Genomic DNA, 14311 nt, shown 5'->3' with positions numbered 1-14311 from the left:
CCCGACCGGGCGGCGCGGGTCGTTCAGGAACCCCTGGACGGTGACGGCCACCCGCGCGCCGGCACGGGCGGCGTCGGCCGCGCTCTGCCCCGGGTGCAGCAGACCGCCGGCGGCGAAGACTCCGGGCCGTGAGGTCTCGGCGGCCAGGGTCAGCCCTGCTCTGCGCGCCAGCTCGTTCTCGGGCACGAAGTCGCCGGTGAACACGACGGTGTCGCACGCCAGGACGGCCGTACGGCCGTCTCGGTGCCGGACGCGGACGCCGGACAGCCGTCCGTGGCCGAGGAGTTCGACGACCGCGGTCCCGGTGAGCAGGGGGACGCGTCGGCGAAGGCGGGCGTCCTGGGCGCGGAGCCGGGTGGTCCGTGCCCGGTCCGACTCCGTGACCATGGCGAGGACGTCGGCTCCCGCGGCCCGTACGGTGTCGGCGGCCGAGTACGAGACGCCTTCCGCACCGACGATCACCGCCCGCGTCCCGATCCGCTGCCCGTACAGGTGGACGGCCTGCTGAAGTTCACCGGTGGTGTAGACGCCGGCCGGCCGGGTCCCGGGCACCAGGCGGGCGGCGCGCGGGCGTTCGCGGGCGCCGGTGGCCAGGATCACGGCCCGCGCCTCTACGGTCTCGGGGCCGTCCCGGCCGACGGTGGCGAGCGCGAGGGGGCCGTGGGGCGGGCCCGCCCAGTCGAGGACACTCACTCCGGTCCGCAGGACCGCCCCGGCCCGCAGCGTCGCGTCCACGAGCAGCCGGGCGTACCCGGGACCGGTCAGCGGATGCAGCCAGGTGCCGTAGCCGCCGTGCCCGCAGTGCCGTGGCGCTCCCCCGGCCCGTTGCTCCCGGTCCAGCGCCTCGACCCTGCCGGCGCCGCCGACGGCCAGGCGGGCCGCGGCGGTGAGGCCCGCGGGACCGGCGCCCACCACGAGGACGTCGACCCTGCGCGTCACCTCCGGGCCTCCTCGAACAGTTCCCGCACGGCCGCCCCGCAGTAGAACCCCTGGCAGCGTCCCGACCGGGCCCGGGTGCGGCGGCGCAGCCCGTCGAGGCCGCCCGGCGCAACCGTACTGGCCAGGGCGTCGCGGATCTCGCCGCGGGAGACGCGTTCGCAGTGGCAGACGAGGGTGCCGTACTCCGGGTCGGCGGCGATGAGTTCGGGACGCTGGTAGGGGCGGGGGAAGGCTTCGCCGAGGTTGGGCATGTGCACGGGGTCCAGTTCACGCGCGGGTCCCAGGTCGAGCCCGTTCTCGGCGAGTTGCCCGACGACATGGTCCGCGATGGCGAGCGAGGCGGTCAGGCCGGTGGAGCGGATGCCGCCCACCGTGACGTAGGACTGTTCCGGGTGGACGTGGATGCGGTAGTCGTCGTGCTCGGTGGCGGCGCGCAGTCCGGCGTAGACGGCGGTGACCTCCTCGTCGAGCAGTGCGGGCAGGACGCGGCGGCCCTTCTCGCGCAACTGGGACAGGCCCTCGGCGGAGGACTGCGTGGCCTGTCGGTCGTCGAGGTCCTCGGCGGTGGGTCCGAGGAGGACGTTGCCGTACACGGTGGGTGCCACCAGGACGCCCTTGCCGAGGGCTGTCGGGACGGGCAGGAGGATGTGCCGGACCAGGCTCCGGGCGAACTTGTCGAAGACGATGAGCTGGCCGCGACGCGGGGTGACGGTGAAGTCGTGGTGGCCGAGCCGCCGGTCGAGGGTGTCGGCGTCGAGACCGGCCGCGTTGACCACCCAACGGGCGTGGAGGGCACCTCGCGTCGTGCCCTGGACGCCTTGTTCCACCCGGCAGTTGAGGTGCAGGTCCACTCCGTGCCGGACGGCCTGCGTGGCGTAGGCCAGCGTGGTGGTCCAGGGGTCGATGATGCTCTCGCCGGGGACCTCCAGCGCCCCCAGCGCGCCGGGGCCCAGGTGCGGCTCGCGCTCGTACACCTCCGCCGCGCCGAGCAGCCGGGACTCCTTGTGGTCGTTGCGCTCGGCCTTCTCCGCGAGGCGGGGCAGCGCGGCGAGCTGCTCCTCGTCCCAGGCGATGAGAAGGGCGCCGACCGGCTCGACGGCGATACCCGACTCGGCGGCGAATTGGGCCAGTCGGCGAGATCCCTCGCGGACGAGCCGCGCCTCCAGCGAGCCGGGGACCGCGTCGAACCCGGTGTGCAGGATCGCCGTGTTGGCCTTCGAGGTGCCCTGGCCCACGTCGTCCCGCGCCTCGACGAGCGCGACGCGCAGCCGCGGGTGGCGGGCGAGTTCGCGGGCGATGGCACAGCCGACCACTCCGGCGCCGATGACGGCCACGTCGTAGGTCGTGGCGGGCAGCGGTCCGGTCGTGGTGACCGTCATGCGGGTGTCCGGTCGAGCAGGGCGGCGACCTCCGTGCGGAAGCCGGCCCGGCGCTCGGCGGCCTCGTCGGGGGTGATGCGCGGCTCGTAGACGGCGGCCGGCCTCCAGCCGGGCAGCGCTTCGGCGACCGTCAGGCCGGGCTGTGCGCCCAGCCGGGCCAGGGCGCCGACGCCGAGCGCGGTGGCGTCGGGCAGGGCGGCCACCTCGACGGGGAGTTGCAGCAGGTCGGCCTGGGTCTGCATGAGCAGGGCGGAGCGGGTGAGGCCCCCGTCGACGCGCAGGGTGGTGAAGGGCGCGCCGAGGTCGGTGCCGGCCGCGTCGGCGAGTTCGGCGACCTGGGCCGCGATGCCCTCGCACAGGGCGCGCACGACGTGGCCGGGACCCGTGTCGAGGCCGAGCCCGGTGAGTGAACCGCGCAGGTCGCCACGCCACCAGGGGGCGGCGAGCCCGGCCAGTGCGGGCACGAAGGTGACACCGGCGCTGTCGGGCACCGTGGCGCCGACGGTGTCGAGGTCGGCGGCGCCCTTGATGACGCCGAGGTCGGTGAGCCAGCGCACGGCGGACGCGACCGTGTACACCTGGCCGTCGAGGCAGTAGCTCGCTGCTCCGCCGAGCCGCCAGGCGACACAGCTGACCAGCCCGGAGGTGCCGCGTCTCGGGGAGTCGCCGGTGTGGGCGAGGAGGAAGGCCCCGGTGCCGTAGGTGCACTTGGCGGCGCCGGGTGCGGTGACGCGCTGGGCGAGCAGGGCGGCCTGCTGGTCGACGGCGAGGCCGGTCAGCGGGATCTCGGGCCCGAACTCCTTCGTCACACCGATTGGTTGGGCGTTGTCGACGACCTCGGGGAGCCGTTCGTCGGCGAGGCCGTACAGGTCGAGGGCGCGCGGTGACCAGCGGACCCGGTCGAGGTCGAGGAGCTGGGTGCGGCCGGCGGTCGCGGCGTCGGTGACGTAGGCGCCGGTGAGACGGTGGACGAGCCAGGCGTCGGTGGTGGTGACGACGCCCTCGCGGGTGCGGTGGCAGCGTATCCAGGCCATCTTGGGCGCGGCGAAGTACGGGTCGAGGGGCAGGCCGGTCAGTTCGCGCAACTCGTCGGCGTACGGGGCGAGTTCCTCGCACACCGAGTCGGCGCGGCGGTCCTGCCAGACGAGCGCCTCGGTGAGCGGGCGGCCGGTGCCGGGATCCCAGGCGAGCACGGTCTCGCCCTGGTTGGCGAGGCCCAGCGCGACGACGGGTTCACCCGCTTCGGCCAGCGCGCGGTGGCCGGCGTCGACGACAGAGGCGTACAAGTCCTCCGGGTCGACCTCGACCAGTCCGCCGGGCAGATGGCGCGGCCGCACCTCGGCGAAGCCGGTGCCGATGACACCGCGTTCGGGGCAGACGACGAGGGCCTTGGTGCCGGATGTGCCCTGGTCGACAGCGAGCACCGGACCTGTCATCGAGCCCTCCCCGGGGCGTGTCGTCGGATCGTCCCTCGGCGATCACCGTGCGCCAGCCTGCCGTCGCCGGACACATCGCGTCAAGCGAGGCTGACTGTGAGTCAACCCTCCGACCCCGCAAAGGAGTTCGAAAAGATCGGGAAACGGGAGGAGATGCGGAACCGGCGCCTCTATAGTGACCGCCGCGACCGACGTGAGCTCCTCAACTGCCGCCCAGAGGAGGGCTGTTGTTACTCCACCCTGCCGTCAGAATCCGCCCGCTGCCCGGGGCGGGAGGCTGATGGCCAGAGACGGAGCCCGCCCCGCCTACGATCCCGCAGGCCACGACACCGCACTGCGCGCCACCCTCCAGGAGTTACGCACGGGACGCTGGATGTCGATGCGCCGGCTCCTCACGGAGACCACGGCCTGGTGGCAGTGGACCCGGCGCACCCAGGTCCTCGCCACCGCGGCCGCCGGCACCGACGTGGTGCGCACCTGGCTCGAGGAGGAACCGCACAGCGTCCCGGCCACGGTGATGCACGCCAGGGTCTGCGTGGAACGGGCGCTGCGGGCACACCGCGAGGGCCACCCCCACACCCTCGACCTGTGGCACGAGGCCTGGCGGGCGAGCCACACCGCGACCCGGGCCGCCCCGCCGGACCCCGTCCCCTGGGTGTGCCTGCTGGCGCTGGCCCGGCTCGACCGGGAGCGGCAGTGGGCCGAGCACCGGGTGGCACCGCCCGGGCCGATGCTGCCGCCGGGCCCGTGGGGACTGCTCGCCGAGGCCGACAAGCGCGACCCGTACAACCGCGAGGCCCACCACCGGATGCTCCAGTTCCTCTACGAGCACGGCACCTCGGGGCGGCTCGCGGAGGCCGCCGGCTACGCGCACTGGGCCACCGACACCGCTCCCCCGGGCTCCGCCCTGCACGTCCTGCCGCTCTACGTCCGGGTCGAGCGCTACCGCCGCTCCGGCGGCCGCGACGCCGCGCTCGACCTGCACTGGGTCGCCGAGGACGCCACCCGCGAGGCCCAGCGCGCGCTGTACGCCTGGTTCGAGCAGACCTTCACCGCCGAGCGCTCCCTGCTGGACCTGAACCATGTCGCCCACGCCCTGTGGGGAGCCCTCCAGTTCACCGACGCCACACGGGTGTTCGAGGCGCTCGGCCCGTACTGGACGCCCCAGCCCTGGGCGTACCGCACCCCCGATCAGGGCGACACCGCCCAGGCCGTGGAGGTCTTCCTCCAGGCCCGGGCGCGCTGCCGCCCCGCCTGATCCCCCACCAGTCCCGGAGGTACGCATGTCCCGCACCACCGACGGCCGCCCACCGCACGACGAGGAGCAGCGCCTGCGCGAACTCGGCTACCGGCCGGTCCTCGCCCGGCGCATGGGCGGCTTCGGCAACTTCGCGATCAGCTTCTCGGTGATCTCGATCCTGTCCGGCTGCATGACCCTGTACGGCTTCGGGCTCGGCGCGGGCGGCCCCGCGGTGATGCTGTGGGGCTGGGCCGGCGTCGGCCTGTTCGTCTTATGTGTGGGCCTCGCGCTCGCCGAGGTCACCAGCGCATACCCGACATCCGGCGCGCTCTACTACATGGCGGACCGGCTCGGCGGCCGCCGCTGGGGCTGGTACACAGGTTGGCTGAATCTGCTCGGTCTGCTGGGGGCGATCGCCGGCATCGACTACGGCGCGGCCCTGTTCGCGGGCGCGTTCGCCAACCTCCAGTGGGGCTTCGAGCCGACGCCGGAGAAGACGATGCTCATCTTCGTCGTGATCCTGCTGCTGCACGCCGTACTGAACCTCTTCGGCGTGCGCCTGGTCAGCGTCCTCAACTCCATCAGCGTGTGGTGGCACCTGGCGGGCGTCGCCCTCATCGTCGGCGCGCTGGCGATCGTCCCGGACCACCACCAGTCGCCGTCCTTCGTCTTCGCCGAGTTCGTCAACGACACCGGCTGGTCGAGCCCCTTGTACGTGGCGGCGATCGGCCTGCTCCTGGCCCAGTACACGTTCTCCGGTTACGACGCCTCCGCCCATCTGTCCGAGGAGACCTCCAACGCCTCCGTGTCGGCCGCGAAGGGCATCGTCCGCTCCATCTGGGTCTCCTGGATAGCCGGCTTCGTCCTGCTCGCCGGTCTCACCTTCGCCATCCAGGACTACGACGCCACCCGGGCCACCGACACCGGGGTGCCGCCGGCGCAGATCCTGCTGGACGGCCTCGGCACGGACGGCGCGAGCGCGCTGCTCGTCGTGGTGATCGTCGCCCAGCTGTTCTGCGGCAACGCCGAAGTCGCCGCCGCCAGCCGGATGGTGTTCGCGTTCAGCCGGGACGGCGCACTGCCGGGCTCGGCCCTGTGGCGCAAGGTCAGCGCCCGCACCCAGACCCCGGTCGCGGCCGTGTGGCTGTCGGTCTCGGTGGCCGGCCTGCTCGCCCTGCCGTCCCTGTACTCGGCGACGGCCTACGGCGCGGTCACCGCCATCAACGTCATCGGCATCACCCCCGCGTACGCCATCCCCGTACTGCTGCGGCTGCGCGCGGGCGACCGGTTCCAGCCGGGCCCCTGGAGCCTGGGGCGGTGGAGCAGACCGATCGGGTGGGTCGCGGTGGTGTGGGTGGCGTTCGTCACGGTGCTCTTCTGCCTGCCGCAGTCCTCGCCGGTGACGGTCGACACGATGAACTACGCGTCCGTGGCGCTCGCCGTCGTACTCGTTCTCGCCACCGTGTGGTGGTACGCCGCCCGCCGTTCGTACGGGACGCCCACCACGGCGGCGTACGGCTCCGACCGTGACCAGGCGGAACTGGCCGAGGGAATCGTCTGAGCGGGGGCGCCCGCCCCCAGGCCGTCTACGAACCCCTGTGCCGGATACGGCAGGATGAGCGGTCGCGCCCGTCGTGGCGCCGCACGGTCCGCGCGGCCGCTCATCCAGCACTTCCGAACAGGTGGCAATGTGACAGCATTTCAACGGGATCTCACCATGGACGACCTCGTCGTCCCCGGAATCGCCGTGGTCGCGGGCCTGGTTGCCGCGTTCCTGCTGCGGATCCTGCTCAAGTGGCTGGGCAAGCACGCCGACCGCACGAAGTGGAGCGGTGACGACGTCATCGTGGCCGCACTGCGCACGGTGGTACCCGCGGCGGCGATCGCGGGGGGCATCGCCATCGCCGCGGCGGCGCTGCCGCTGACGAAGACGACCCAGCGCACCACCAACCAGGTTCTGACCGTTCTGCTGATCTTCGTGGTCACGGTGGCGGCGGCCCGGCTGGTGGCCAGCCTGATGCGGTCGGTCACCCAGTCCCGCCCCGGCGTCGCCGGCTCGGCCACGATCTTCGTCAACATCACCCGCGTGCTGGTCCTGGCGATCGGCTTCCTGGTGGTGCTGCAGACGCTGGGCGTCTCCATAGCGCCGATGCTCACCGCCCTCGGCGTCGGCGGCCTGGCCGTCGCGCTCGCCCTCCAGGACACCCTCGCCAACCTCTTCGCGGGCATCCACATCCTCGCTTCCAAGACCGTCCAGCCCGGTGACTACATCCGGCTGAGCAGCGGTGAGGAGGGCTATGTCGAGGACATCAACTGGCGTCAGACGACGGTCCGGGCGCTCTCCAACAACCTCGTCGTCATCCCCAACGGGGAGCTCGCGAAGTCGAACATGACCAACTTCATGCGCCCCGAGCAGCAGTTGACGATCCTGGTCCAGGTCGGGGTCGCCTACGACAGCGACCTGGAGCACGTCGAGCGGGTGACCATCGAGGTCGTCGCCGAGGTGATGACCGAGATCACCGGCGCGGTCCCCGACCACGAACCGCTGGTCCGCTTCCACACCTTCGGCGACTCCCGGATCGGCTTCACGGTCATCCTGGGCGTCGGCGAGTTCAGCGACCAGTTCCGCATCAAGCACGAGTTCATCAAGCGCCTGCACAAGCGCTACCGCGCCGAGGGCATCCGCATCCCCGCGCCGACGCGCACGGTGGCCCTTCAGCAGGGTGCCGTGGTCATCCCGCAGCAGCGGGGTGCCGGGGAAGCGGGCGAAGTGACCTCCGCCCGCTTCGACTGACGGGCCCGCCGATCGCCTTACAGAGTGGCCGAGTTGTCGTGATAACCGCTGCTCGGCCTGGTCTGGGGCTGACGCAGCGCCGAACTCACCGGCGTCACCGTCCAGTCCGGGTGGCCGGGCATCCGCGGGGTCTTCGTGCCGTAGAGCCAGTCCCGCAGGAACCCTGACTGGTCGGTACCGGAGACCTCCGAGGCGACGGCGATGTAGTCGTCCGTCGTCGCGGAGGAGTTGCGGAAGCGCTCCAGGAAGGTCCGCTCGATGCCGCCGAAGACGCTCTCGCCGACCAGCTGACGCAGCGCGTACAGGACGAGGACGCCGCCCAGGTAGCGCTGGCTGTCGAAGAGGTTGGCCGCGTTGGGTGACGCGACCGGGCCCGAGCTCTTGCGCCACTGGTCGCCGCGCGCGTACGTGTCCTTCATCCGGGCTTCCATCGTGACCAGCCCGAGGGAGTCGGTCCAGCCCCGCTCGTAGCGGTACAGCAGCCCGTAGAAGTCGGCGTGGCCCTCGTTGAGCCACAGGTCGGACCAGGTGGCGGGGCTCACGCTGTTGCCGAAGTAGGAGTGGACCAGCTCGTGCATCATGTGCGAGCCGATCTTCGGCTCGGCCTGGAGCAGGTAGTTCGGCTTGTACAGCGTGAGGGTCTGGGTCTCCAGACCCGTGAAGTCGAAGGCGTCCGAGGCGTCGTTGTTGCACGGCAGAAGGCCGTACGTCTCGAACGGGTACGCCCCGAGCCGCTGCTCGATCCAGCTCACCAGGTTCGGGGTGAGCGAGAGCGCGGGCTCCAGGGCCGCGGCCCGGGCGGTGGGTACGACGTCCCTCAGCGGCAGCCCGTTGGGGCCGGGCCGGTCCTTGATCACGTAGTCGCCGACCGTGATCTGCACGAGCTCGGTGGCCATCGGCTCGCGGGAGCGGTACGTGTACGCGGTACGGCCGTCCCCGAGCTCCTCGGTGCCCACCAGACCGCCGCTCGCGACACCGCGCAGACCCGCCGGGACGGTGACGCGGAAGGTGAAGTCCGCCTTGTCCGCCGGGTGGTCGTTGCAGGGGAAGACGGTGTGCGCCGAGTCCGGCTGGGGGCACACCGCGAAGCCGTCCGGGGTGGGGACCCAGGCGGTGTGCGCGAGGGTGCGGCGCGGGTCCGCGGAGTAGGCCACGGTGACATCCACCGGGACGTCCGCGGCCGGCGGCTCCGCGGGGGTGATCCGCAGCTTCTCGCCCGCCTGCTCGAAGGCGGCCGCGGCACCGGCCACGGTCACGGTGCGTATGTCCAGGCCGAGGGCGTCGAGCGAGAAGCGGCTCAGGTCCTGGGTGGGGGTGATCGAGAGGGTGGCCGTCGCGTCGACGAGCTTGGTCGTGGCGTCGTACGCGAGGTCGAGGTGGTACGCCGAGACGCGGTAGCCGTCGTTGCCGAGGCTCGGGAAGACGGCGTCGCCGAGGGTCTCCGGGCCCGGGGTGCCGGTCTCGGGGGCCGCGAGTGCCGGGGATGCCACGCTCAGCACCGCCGCGGTGCCGAGCAGGGCGGCGGGGGCCGTCACTCTGGTGCGATATCTCATGGTCCGCTTTCGTTCGGGCGGCCGGCTGGTCGGGTCCGGCCGTCGGAAGACGTGTGATCAACATGCTTGACCGCAAGATCAGACGCTTCGAACGGCTCTGCGGATGCGCCGGTTCTCGGACAGCGTGCGCGGACCGCTGTCGAGCCCCGGACGGACAGGAGATATCTTGATGTCGAGCAATGTTGCAGACGTGGAGCGGAGCACCCGGTGACTGACTCGACCATCATCTATACGCACACTGACGAGGCCCCGGCCCTGGCGACGTATTCCTTCCTGCCGGTGGTCCAGGCGTACGCCTCGCAGGCGGGTGTCGCCGTGGAGACGCGGGACATCTCGCTGGCCGGGCGCATCATCGCGGTGTTCCCGGAGTACCTGACCGAGGACCAGCGCATCCCGGACGCCCTGCACGAGCTGGGCGAACTGGCGAAGACGCCCGAGGCGAACATCATCAAGCTGCCGAACGTCTCGGCGTCCATCCCGCAGCTCAAGGCCGCGGTCGCCGAGCTGCAGGCGCAGGGCTACGCGCTGCCGGCCTACCCCGACGACCCGAAGACCGACGAGGAGCGGGACATCCAGGCCCGCTACGACAAGATCAAGGGTTCCGCGGTGAACCCGGTCCTGCGTGAGGGCAACTCCGACCGTCGCGCCCCCGCCTCGGTCAAGAACTACGCCAAGAACCACCCGCACCGCATGGGCGCCTGGTCGTCGGAGTCCAAGACGAACGTGGCGACCATGGGGCAGAACGACTTCCGCTCCACCGAGAAGTCCGTCGTGATCTCCGAGGCGGGCGCGCTGCGGATCGAGCTGGTCGCCGAGGACGGCGCCACCACGGTGCTGCGCGAGTCGGTACCGGTCCTCGAGGGTGAGGTCGTCGACGCGTCCGTGCTGCACGTGGCCGCGCTGCGGGAGTTCCTCACCGCGCAGATCGCCGAGGCAAAGGCCCAGGGCGTGCTGTTCTCCGTGCACCTGAAGGCCACGATGATGAAGGTCTCCGACCCGATCATCTTCGGTCACGTGGTCCGCGCCTTCTTCCCGAAGACCTTCGCGCAGTACGGCACCGCGCTCGCCGCGGCCGGCCTGACCCCGAACGACGGTCTGGGCGGCATCTACAAGGGCCTGGAGTCCCTGCCGGAGGGTGCCGCGATCAAGGCGTCCTTCGACGCCGAGCTCGCCGAGGGCCCGGCCCTGGCCATGGTCGACTCCGACAAGGGCATCACCAACCTGCACGTGCCGTCCGACGTCATCGTCGACGCCTCGATGCCGGCCATGATCCGCACCTCCGGCCACATGTGGGGCCCGGACGGCCAGGAGGCCGACACCCTCGCGGTCCTCCCGGACTCCTCCTACGCCGGTGTCTACCAGGTCGTCGTCGACGACTGCCGCGCCAACGGCGCCTACGACCCCTCGACCATGGGCTCGGTCCCCAACGTCGGCCTCATGGCGCAGAAGGCCGAGGAGTACGGCTCCCACGACAAGACCTTCGAGATCAAGGCGGCCGGTACGGTCCGGCTGGTCGACCAGGCCGGCAACGTCCTCATCGAGCAGCCGGTCGCCGAGGGCGACATCTTCCGTGCCTGCCAGACCAAGGACGCGCCGATCAAGGACTGGGTGAAGCTCGCCGTCACCCGCGCCCGCGCCACCGGTGACCCGGCCGTGTTCTGGCTGGACGAGACCCGCGCGCACGACGCCAACCTGATCGCCAAGGTCAACGCGTACCTGCCGGAGCACGACACCGAGGGCCTGGACATCCGGATCCTCGCCCCGGTCGAGGCGACGAAGCTGTCGGTGGAGCGCATCCGCCGCGGCGAGAACACCATCTCGGTCACCGGCAACGTGCTGCGCGACTACCTCACCGACCTCTTCCCCATCCTGGAGCTGGGCACCAGCGCCAAGATGCTGTCGGTCGTCCCGCTGATGGCGGGCGGCGGCCTCTTCGAGACGGGCGCCGGCGGCTCGGCCCCCAAGCACGTCCAGCAGCTGGTCAAGGAGAACTACCTGCGCTGGGACTCCCTCGGTGAGTTCTTCGCGCTGGTCCCGTCCCTGGAGCAGTGCGCGACGGCCACCGACAACCCGAAGGCCAAGGTCCTCGCCGACACCCTCGACCGCGCCACGGCGACCTTCCTCAACGAGGACAAGTCCCCGACCCGTCGCGTCGGCGGCATCGACAACCGCGGCAGCCACTTCTTCCTGTCCCTGTACTGGGCGCAGGAGCTGGCGGCGCAGACCGAGGACGCGGACCTCGCGAAGGCCTTCGCGCCGCTCGCCGAGACCCTCGCCTCCAACGAGCAGAAGATCATCGACGAGCTGGGCGCCGTCCAGGGCAAGCCGGCCGACATCGGCGGCTACTACCAGCCCGACCCGGCCAAGGCCGCGAAGATCATGCGCCCGTCCACGACGTGGAACGACGCACTGGCGTCCCTGAGCTGACGCTCACACTCCGTACGGCTCCGCCCCGGTCGGGTTCTCCCGGCCGGGGCGGGGTGCGTCTCACCAGTTCCGCCCGGAGATCAGCTCCTCCGCGTCCGCGTCCGTGAAGCCGTAGGCGTGGGCGATGAACCAGAACTGCTCGCCAATCTCCTCCCGCGCGACGGTCTCGATCTCGCTGCCCGCCTCGTCGAAGACCGCCTCGAGGTCGTTGAACTCCTCGGTGGCCGCGTGCGTCAGCGCGTACAGCGCGGTGAGATCGGCGGGGCGTTCCGTCTCGATCCGCTCGCACAGGCGCAGCAGGATCTGCCTGCCCCGGTCCAGCACGTGGTCGGGGTAGTAGTCGTCCGCGTACAGCGCCTCGAGGAACGGGTGCGCGGCCACCTGCGGATTGCCGATGTTCATGCTGTGATCGTGCACCACGCCACTGACAATGCCTCCGGAGCCGCCGCATGACCTCTGCCGAACCGTCCTTCGAGCTGGTGCCCGGAGCCGGGGAGTCGCCCGTGATCCTGCATGTGCCGCATTCGGCGCGGGAGACACCGGCCGAGGTGCGGGCGGAGATCGTGCCGAAGGGCGCCGCACTGGAGCGGGAGCTGGACCACATCGTCGACGCCCACACCGCGGAGCTCGCCGCACAGGCGGCCGGGGCGTCGCGCGTCGCCCCGTGGCGGTTCGTGAACCGGCTCTCCCGGCTGGTCGTCGATCCCGAGCGCTTCCCGGACGAGCGGGAGGAGATGCTCGCCGTCGGGATGGGCGCCGTGTACACCCGGACGACGCAGCGCGCGCCCCTGCGGCCCGAGGGCTTCGATCCCGAGCCGTTGATCGCGCGGTACTTCCGGCCGTACGCGCGGGCCATGACCGATGCCGTGGCCCGGCGGCTCGCCGCCACGGGGCGGGCCGTGATCGTCGACGTGCACTCCTACCCCACCGCACCGCTCCCCTACGAGCTGCACGGCGACGGCCCGAGACCGCCGGTGTGTCTGGGGACCGACGCCTTCCACACCCCTCCCGAACTGGTCGAAGCCGCTCAGGAGGCGTTCGCGGGGTGTGGGGGGATCGGGCTGGACAGTCCGTTCAGCGGGACGTACGTGCCCTTGGAGTTCTACGGCCGTGACCCCCGAGTGTCCGCGCTGATGGTGGAGATCCGGCGGGACACCTACATGAGCGAACCCGGCGGACCCGCCGGCCCCGGGCTGCGGGTTCTGGCGTCGGCCCTCGCCACGCTCGTCGACGCCGTCACCCGCTGACCTCCGGCTGGAGCACTCCCGCGCGACAGGCACCACAGGGCCCGTGAGGCTGGGGGCATGACCGAGGAGACCAGCACGCTGACCGGCCAGGACCTGCCCGACGTACGGGACTGGCCCACCCTCGACCTCGACGGCACCGAGTTCGATCCGATCCTTGCCGACCTCATGCGGGAAGGGCCGCTGACCCGCATCCGGCTGCCGTTCGGCGAGGGCTGGGCGTGGCTGGCCACCCGCTACCAGGACGTCAGGGCCATCACCAACGATCCGCGCTTCAGCCGGACCGCGGGAATGACCCGTCAGGTCACCCGGATCGCCCCGCACTTCAGTCCCCAGCCGGGCTCCCCGGCGTGGGCCGACCAGCCCGATCACAACCGGCTGCGCAAGACGGTGGCCGGCGCCTTCACGGTGAGCGCGATGAAGCGGCTGCGGCCTCGCGCGCAGGAGATCCTGGACCCGCTGGTGGAGGGTGTCCTGCGGGAGGGGCCGCCCGCCGATCTCGTCGAGCGGGTGCTGGAGCCCTTCCCGGTCGCCGTGATCTGCGAGGTCATGGGGGTGCCCGCCGCCGACCGGGAGCGGATGCACGCCTGGGCGGCGCAGATCGTCTCCACCAAGGGCGGGGCCGAGGCGTCCGCGGAGGCCAAGAAGGGCATGTTCGGCTGGATCGCGGACACCGTCCGGGCACGCGCCCACAGCGAGGGCGACGACGTGTACTCGCTGATCGGCTCGGCCGTGCGGCGAGGCGAGATCAGCGAGGCGGAGGCGGTCGGGCTGGCCGCGCCGTTGCAGATCGGCGGTGAGGCCGTCACCCACAACTGCGGCCAGATGCTGTATCTGCTGCTCACGCGCCCCGAGTTGATGGCGAGGATGCGGGAACGGCCCGCGGAGCGCGGCCCCGTCCTCGACGAACTGCTCCGCTACATCCCGCACCGCTCCTCGGTCGGCCTGGCCCGGATCGCCCTGGAGGACGTCGACCTGCACGGGGTGCGGATCGGGGCGGGCGAGGCGGTCTACGTCTCCTACCTGGCCGCCAACCGCGACCCCGACGTCTTCCCGTCCCCCGACCGGATCGACGCCGACCGCGACCCCAACCCGCACCTGTCCTTCGGCAACGGCGTCCACTACTGCACCGGCGCCGTCCTCGCCCGGCTGCAGATCGAGCTGCTGGTCGACACCCTGCTCGACAGGCTGCCCGGTCTGCGTCTCGCGGTCCCGGCCGACCAGGTCCCCTGGCGCCGCAGGACGATGATCCGCGGACCCCGGACGCTCCCCGTGACCTGGTAGGCCGGCCCTCGCGGC

General features: G+C 71.9%; 10 protein-coding genes and 1 pseudogene. 6 read left to right on the top strand and 5 right to left on the bottom strand.

Translation table 11 applies throughout. The features are described 5' to 3' along the window. Window positions 1-6 precede the first annotated feature (6 nt). The 3 genes and pseudogenes from OG381_RS40190 to OG381_RS40180 form a co-directional block, all read right to left on the bottom strand. A pseudogene (locus OG381_RS40190) lies at window positions 7-939 on the bottom strand (NAD(P)/FAD-dependent oxidoreductase); the annotation flags it as partial. Then, on the bottom strand, window positions 936-2318 hold the full coding sequence (locus OG381_RS40185; RefSeq protein WP_327720886.1) for an FAD-dependent oxidoreductase: 1383 nt from the start codon (window positions 2316-2318) through the stop codon (window positions 936-938). The pseudogene OG381_RS40190 and the gene OG381_RS40185, both read right to left, overlap by 4 nt. Next, entirely contained in the window at window positions 2315-3754 is a 1440-nt protein-coding gene (locus tag OG381_RS40180; protein WP_327720885.1) for an FGGY family carbohydrate kinase, read from the bottom strand. Before OG381_RS40180 ends, OG381_RS40185 begins: the two co-directional genes overlap by 4 nt. Window positions 3755-4034: 280 nt before the next feature. Between OG381_RS40180 and OG381_RS40175 the strand changes: the two genes are divergently transcribed. The 3 genes from OG381_RS40175 (at window position 4035) to OG381_RS40165 (ending at window position 7788) form a co-directional block, all read left to right on the top strand. Beyond that, window positions 4035-5012 (top strand): hypothetical protein, encoded by a 978-nt coding sequence (locus tag OG381_RS40175; protein ID WP_327720884.1) that lies wholly within the window; start codon window positions 4035-4037, stop codon window positions 5010-5012. 25 nt (window positions 5013-5037) lie between these two features. Next, a complete protein-coding gene (locus OG381_RS40170) occupies window positions 5038-6555 on the top strand; it encodes an amino acid permease (protein ID WP_327720883.1) in 1518 nt (505 codons plus the stop codon). Window positions 6556-6711: 156 nt separating this feature from the next. After that, window positions 6712-7788, top strand: a complete 1077-nt coding sequence (locus OG381_RS40165; protein ID WP_327722684.1) for a mechanosensitive ion channel family protein — start codon at window positions 6712-6714, stop codon at window positions 7786-7788. 17 nt (window positions 7789-7805) lie between these two features. On the opposite strand, the gene OG381_RS40160 is transcribed toward OG381_RS40165, so the two are convergent. After that, window positions 7806-9341 carry a M1 family metallopeptidase gene (locus OG381_RS40160; RefSeq protein WP_327720882.1) on the bottom strand — a complete coding sequence of 512 codons (1536 nt, stop codon included), beginning with the start codon at window positions 9339-9341 and terminating at the stop codon, window positions 7806-7808. Window positions 9342-9548: 207 nt separating this feature from the next. On the opposite strand from OG381_RS40160, the gene OG381_RS40155 reads away from it, so the two are divergent. Next, window positions 9549-11768: an NADP-dependent isocitrate dehydrogenase gene (locus OG381_RS40155; RefSeq protein ID WP_327720881.1), complete on the top strand. Its 2220-nt coding sequence runs from the start codon at window positions 9549-9551 to the stop codon at window positions 11766-11768. Between the two features lie 60 nt (window positions 11769-11828). On the opposite strand, the gene OG381_RS40150 is transcribed toward OG381_RS40155, so the two are convergent. Next, window positions 11829-12170, bottom strand: coding sequence for a DUF5713 family protein (locus OG381_RS40150; RefSeq protein ID WP_327720880.1), 342 nt, complete (start codon window positions 12168-12170; stop codon window positions 11829-11831). Window positions 12171-12217: 47 nt separating this feature from the next. On the opposite strand from OG381_RS40150, the gene OG381_RS40145 reads away from it, so the two are divergent. Together OG381_RS40145 and OG381_RS40140 are read left to right on the top strand one after the other, a co-directional pair. Further along, complete coding sequence (locus OG381_RS40145) at window positions 12218-13015, top strand: N-formylglutamate amidohydrolase (protein WP_327720879.1); 798 nt, start codon at window positions 12218-12220, stop codon at window positions 13013-13015. 57 nt (window positions 13016-13072) lie between these two features. Further along, a complete protein-coding gene (locus OG381_RS40140) occupies window positions 13073-14296 on the top strand; it encodes a cytochrome P450 (RefSeq protein WP_327720878.1) in 1224 nt (407 codons plus the stop codon). The last annotated feature ends 15 nt before the right edge of the window (window positions 14297-14311 follow it).

The organism is Streptomyces sp. NBC_00490 (genome assembly GCF_036013645.1).
Lineage (GTDB): Bacteria > Actinomycetota > Actinomycetes > Streptomycetales > Streptomycetaceae > Streptomyces > Streptomyces canus_F.
The sequence above is the reverse complement of the archived record's forward strand: the minus strand, read 5'-3'. Positions and strand labels throughout refer to the sequence as shown.

What these genes read in the sequence shown, in the direction of transcription:
- OG381_RS40185 (WP_327720886.1), bottom strand. Translation starts at nt 2,318, where the DNA reads ATGACGGTCACCACGACCGGACCGCTGCCCGCCACGACCTACGACGTG.
- OG381_RS40180 (WP_327720885.1), bottom strand. Translation starts at nt 3,754, where the DNA reads ATGACAGGTCCGGTGCTCGCTGTCGACCAGGGCACATCCGGCACCAAG.
- OG381_RS40175 (WP_327720884.1), top strand. Translation starts at nt 4,035, where the DNA reads ATGGCCAGAGACGGAGCCCGCCCCGCCTACGATCCCGCAGGCCACGAC.
- OG381_RS40170 (WP_327720883.1), top strand. Translation starts at nt 5,038, where the DNA reads ATGTCCCGCACCACCGACGGCCGCCCACCGCACGACGAGGAGCAGCGC.
- OG381_RS40165 (WP_327722684.1), top strand. Translation starts at nt 6,712, where the DNA reads ATGGACGACCTCGTCGTCCCCGGAATCGCCGTGGTCGCGGGCCTGGTT.
- OG381_RS40160 (WP_327720882.1), bottom strand. Translation starts at nt 9,341, where the DNA reads ATGAGATATCGCACCAGAGTGACGGCCCCCGCCGCCCTGCTCGGCACC.
- OG381_RS40150 (WP_327720880.1), bottom strand. Translation starts at nt 12,170, where the DNA reads ATGAACATCGGCAATCCGCAGGTGGCCGCGCACCCGTTCCTCGAGGCG.
- OG381_RS40145 (WP_327720879.1), top strand. Translation starts at nt 12,218, where the DNA reads ATGACCTCTGCCGAACCGTCCTTCGAGCTGGTGCCCGGAGCCGGGGAG.
- OG381_RS40140 (WP_327720878.1), top strand. Translation starts at nt 13,073, where the DNA reads ATGACCGAGGAGACCAGCACGCTGACCGGCCAGGACCTGCCCGACGTA.